Genomic DNA, 4,916 nt, shown 5'->3' with positions numbered 1-4,916 from the left:
TGGCCCGGAACATGGTGGCCATGTTCGGCATGAGCGACGAGTTCGGCATGATGGCCCTGGCCTCCCGCCGCAACCAGTACCTGGACGGCGGCTACGGCATCGACTGCGCCCAGGACACCGCCGCCGCCATGGACAGGGCGGTGCGGGATCTGATCGACTCCTGCTACAAAAAGGCCACCGAGATCCTCTCGGCCAGCCGGGAGGACATGGACAAGGTGGTGGCCTACCTGCTGGAGAAGGAGACCATCACCGGCCCCGAGATGGTTGCCATTCTGGAGGGCCGGGATCCCGCCCTGGCGGACAACTTCCCCGACCGGGAGAGCAAAAAGGAGGAGCCCAAGCCGGTTTCTTCTCCCGATACTCCCATCCCCCTGGGCGGCGACACCCAGCCCGGGCAGGAGGAGCCCCCTAAGACGGAGCCCCCTCAGGAGAACGGAACCGACTTCGGCCCCGAGGGCAAGCCCAAGGAATAAACGCAAAACACCCCGTGGAGCGTTGCTCCACGGGGTGTTTTATTCTTGTGATGGAATCAGCCGGCCAAACTCATCGAGAATCTGGAGGCGCTCCCGGCCATTTGTCCGGAAGCCGATCAATATACGCCCCGCCTCGTTGGGCACTGTCAGCATGGCCGAGCAGCTGACCCCGTACAGAGATTCCCGCCGATTCACCGGCTCTGCCCGGATGGTCTCCCCGCCGGCGGATTCTGCCTGGAAAAACACCTCCGTGTCCTCCAGCATTTCGGAGTCCTCCAGGGTCACCCCCACATAGAGATCCACAACCTCCCGCCCATCCAGTTCATAAGCGAACGGGGCTGCGCGTAAGCTCCACTCTGTAATCCATTCCTTCGGATCCGGCGGCCCCAGCCGGGCGGCGATGTCCGGAGCCCTGCCCACGGCCAGCCCGGCCAGGAAGCACACCGCCGCCAGCAGGAGGAGTTTCCACCGGACGTGGGGCCGCTTTTCCGCCGGTTCCTCCACAGGGGCGGGCATTTGCTCCGGCGGGTTCTCCACCTGGAGCAGCTCGTTCAGAGTGAGTCCGAAAAGTTTGGACAGGGCGATGAGCTTATCCGTGTCGGGCACCGCCCCGTCGGCCTCCCACCGGCTCACCGCCTGGCGGGACACCCCCAGCTTCTCCCCCAGTCCGGTCTGGGACAGGCCCAGCCGGAGCCGGTGCTCCTGAATCCGCTGACCCAGCGTCATGGCGACTCCCCCTTTCTGCCTCTATCCTACCCCACCGGCGGGACTTTGGCAAGGGGCCGCCCCTTCCACCCTGTCAACCGGCGGTTGACGGGCCGCCTACGGGTCAAACAGGGCCGTCAGCCGCTCCTTTCCGCCAAAGAGGTTGTTGTACTGCACCCGCTGGTAGTCCTCGATCACGGGGGTGAAGCCGTTGGTCTCCAGGTGGCTGTAGGCCCTCCCGTCCGCATCCACATAGCCCACGAAGGTGACGGCGGGCAGCCGGGTCTGGAGCTGCCACAGGTAGTTGTCGTAGGCCGTCCCGCCGATGCCCGCGTAGCGCAGGAGGTACTGGCCCAGGAAGTTGAGGCTGGTGACCTCCGGCCCGGACTCGGGCAGGGGGTAGTTGGCCCAGATCACGAAGGGGACATAGAACCTGCCCATGTACTGCTCCATGGTCATCTGATCCTGGGTGACGCCGTAGGCCCTGTCCAGGAACCCCTGCTCCACCGAGGGCTGGTGATCCCCGAACATGACCACGATGGTGGGCTCGTCAAAGTCCTCCAGATACTCCACCAGGGTGCGGAAGGCCTGGTCGGTCTTGTTTGCCAGGGTGAGGTACTGCTCCGCCATGGGGTACTCCCCCGGCGCGTCGGTGAGGGTCACCTGGGCCGGGTAGTCCGCCGCGGTGTAGCCGCCGTGGTTCTGGATGGTCACGTTGAAGAGGAAGATGGGCTGCCCCGCCTCCTTGTGCTCCAATTCCCAGATGAGCTGCCGGAAATCCGACTCGTCGCTGACATAGCCGTGCTCAAAGGTCTGGGGCACGTCCATGTCGTCGCCGCACTTGTAGGCGTCAAAGCCCAGCCGGGGGTAGGCCCGGTCCCGCTGCCAGGAGGTGCGCTCCCCGGGGTGGAAGGCCAGGGTGTCGTAGCCGTCGGCCCGGAGCAGGGAGGCCAGGGAGGCGGTATCCCCCAGCACATACTGCTGATAGGGGATGCTGCCCGAGGGCAGGAAGGCCATGGAGCTGCCGGTGAGGAACTCGAACTCGCTGGCGCTGGTGCCCGCGCCGAACACGGAGGTGTAGGCGTGGCCGAACATCGCGTTGTCCAGGGAGCGGATGTAGTCGGTGACGCTCTCACTGAGGCGGAGATTGCAGTAGACCTCGAAGTCGGCCCAGGACTCGTTCATGATGGCCACGATGTTGGGCCGCTCCACGGTCACCGCCGCCGGCTCCGGCGCCTCCGCCCCGGCCAGGATCTGCTCCACCCGCTCCGGGCTGCTGTCCGGCGGCTCCTCCACCTTCAAGAACTCCGTATTGCGCAGAAAGACCGCCAGACATCCGCCGGTGCGGTAGGAGCCGGCCGGATCCCACACGTCGGTGCTTATGCCCAGCAGGCCCAGCCGCTGGGTGGGCACCAGGAACAGCAGGCAGGCCAGCCCGGCCCCCAGGCAGGCCAGCCGCAGGGGCAGGCGCCCGGTGAGGCGCAGGCGGGCCTTGCGCTTCTCCGGGTGGAGGAACACGATCAGCGCCGCCGCCAAGGCGATGGCCGCCAGCATCTGCCAGGTGGGGATGAGGCGGTAATTCCCCGCCACGGCGGCGGCGGTGCCCAGGGCGGAGAGATCCCAGGGCAGGATGGGGGTGCCCCGGAAGGAGCTGACAAACCAGTTGGCCGCGCCCCAGGCCCCGGCGGCGAAGTGCACGCCGATGCAGCAGGGGGCCGCCCGCCCGGTCAGGGCGCACAGGGGCCAGTAGACCAGGGCGATGCACAGGGCGTTGGCCAGGGCGGCCGGGAGGGGCATCTGCCAGGGCAGCACGCCGTAGGTGAACTGCATGAGCCAGGCGGCGGTGAGGGGCGTCAGCAGCAGAAAGCCCGCCAGCCACAGCGCCTCTTTCGTTGGAATCAGATTCTGTTTCATAGGGGTTCTCCTGATGCAGAGGGATAGGGTGTGATTATACCGCAGAATCCGCCGCATGTCAAAACGGGGGAGGCTCATGGGCGTTGGGCACGCCGCGGGCATGGAGTTTTGCGCAGCAAAACAGGCGGCCGTCCGGTGGGACGGCCGCCTGTCTGGCGGATGGTTTACGCTTACAGCTCGCCCATGGGCTCGGCCAGATGGCCGCCGAAGGCCTCCACGGCCTGGGCGTCGGCCTGGCGCTTCTCTTCAATGGACTCCTGGAGCAGCATATCCTTGACTTTCATCAGGCGGATGGTGTTGGCCCGCTCGTTCTCGTCCAGCTTCATGGTGATATACTGGATGGCCTCCTCCATCTGGGGGATCTTCACGTATTCCAGGGCGTTGACCCGGCGGCGGGTCTTTTCGATCTCCTCGGCCAGCAGCTGGGAGGTCTTTTCAATTTCCGCCAGCTTGAGCATATCCTGGAACACGCCGGACAGGGCCTCCACCGCGCCGTCCAGCTCGCCGGAGGTAGTGGCGAAGCCGTAGGGATAGATCTCCCCGGCGTCGTCGCTCCGGGTCTTGAACTGGTAGACGGGCACGTTGACGCTCATCACGTTCTGGAAGGTCATGTCCAGCTCCACGCTCTGCTTGGGGTACAGGAGGGCCTGCTCCAGCATCTCGGTGGACATGAGGGCGGAGGCCACGGTGAAGGAGCCGTGGGCCTTCATGAGGCCCTCCTCCACCTTTTTCCGCAGGGCCCGGTTCTCCCGCACCACGTCCATGAACTGCTTCATCAGCTCATCCCGCTTGTCCTTGAGCAGCTTGTGGCCCCGAACCGAGGTGCGCAGCCGGGTTTTCAGCCGGGTCAGCTCCTGCCGGGTGGGGTTTACGTTAATGGCCGGCATGGATCACCCCTCCTTTTTCGGGAGGTATTTCTCGATAAACTCCGGCTTGATGCGCTTGAGCTCGCTCTTGGGCAGGATGCTCAGCAGCTCCCAGCCCAGATCCAGGGTCTCCTCGATGGAGCGGTTCTCCTCGCTGCCCTGGGCCACATAGCGCTTTTCAAACTCGTCGGCAAACTTGGCGTACAGCAGGTCGGTGGGGGACAGGGCGGCCTCGCCCAGGATGGACATGAGCTCCTTGTTCTCCTTGCCGGTGGCGTAGGCGGCGAAGAGCTGGTTCATGGTGCCCGCGTGATCCTCCCGGGTGCGGCCCACGCCGATGCCCTTGTCCTTCAGACGGGACAGGGAGGGCAGCACGTCCACGGGGGGATTGATGCCCTTGCGGAACAGCTCCCGGCTCAGGATGATCTGCCCCTCGGTGATATAGCCGGTCAGGTCGGGGATGGGGTGGGTCTTGTCGTCCTCGGGCATGGTCAGGATGGGGATGAGGGTGATGGAGCCCTTCTTGCCCATCTGGCGGCCGGCCCGCTCGTAGATGGTGGCCAGGTTGGTGTACAGGTAACCCGGATAGCCCCGGCGGCCCGGCACCTCCTTCTTGGCGGCCGACACCTCGCGGAGCGCCTCGGCATAGTTGGTGATGTCGGTGAGGATGACCAGCACGTGCATATCCTTCTCGAAGGCCAGGTACTCCGCGGCGGTGAGGGCCATGCGGGGTGTGGCGATACGCTCCACGGCGGGGTCGTTGGCCAGGTTGGTGAACAGCACCGTCCGGTCGATGGCGCCGGTGCGGCGGAACTCCTGCACGAAGAAGTCGGACTCCTCAAAGGTGATGCCGATGGCGGCGAACACCACGGCGAAGTTGCCGGCGTCGTCCCCCAGCACCTTGGCCTGCCGGGCGATCTGGGCGGCCAGGGCCGCGTGGGGCAGGCCGGAGCCGGAG

At 65.8% G+C, this 4,916-nt stretch carries 4 protein-coding genes and 1 pseudogene; 1 reads left to right on the top strand and 4 read right to left on the bottom strand.

What is annotated here, in order from left to right:
• Window positions 1–473, top strand: a pseudogene (locus QZ378_RS12175) (cell division protein FtsH); the annotation flags it as partial.
• 39 nt (window positions 474–512) lie between these two features.
• Here QZ378_RS12175 and QZ378_RS12170 read toward each other — a convergent pair.
• From QZ378_RS12170 to QZ378_RS12155, 4 genes are all read right to left on the bottom strand, one after another.
• Window positions 513–1,199, bottom strand: coding sequence for a helix-turn-helix transcriptional regulator (locus QZ378_RS12170; protein WP_291258456.1), 687 nt, complete (start codon window positions 1,197–1,199; stop codon window positions 513–515).
• A gap of 96 nt (window positions 1,200–1,295) precedes the next feature.
• Entirely contained in the window at window positions 1,296–3,092 is a 1,797-nt protein-coding gene (locus QZ378_RS12165) for an LTA synthase family protein (RefSeq protein WP_291258455.1), read from the bottom strand.
• 170 nt (window positions 3,093–3,262) lie between these two features.
• Window positions 3,263–3,979: a V-type ATP synthase subunit D gene (locus QZ378_RS12160; protein WP_087241613.1), complete on the bottom strand. Its 717-nt coding sequence runs from the start codon at window positions 3,977–3,979 to the stop codon at window positions 3,263–3,265.
• A gap of 3 nt (window positions 3,980–3,982) precedes the next feature.
• A partial coding sequence (locus tag QZ378_RS12155; protein WP_291258454.1) for a V-type ATP synthase subunit B occupies window positions 3,983–4,916 on the bottom strand: 934 nt, incomplete at its 5' end.

Origin of the sequence: Flavonifractor sp., from assembly GCF_019422385.1 — a bacterium.
GTDB lineage: Bacteria > Bacillota > Clostridia > Oscillospirales > Oscillospiraceae > Flavonifractor > Flavonifractor avistercoris.
Note: the sequence above shows the minus strand (reverse complement) of the source record. Positions and strands in the feature narration are given on the sequence as shown.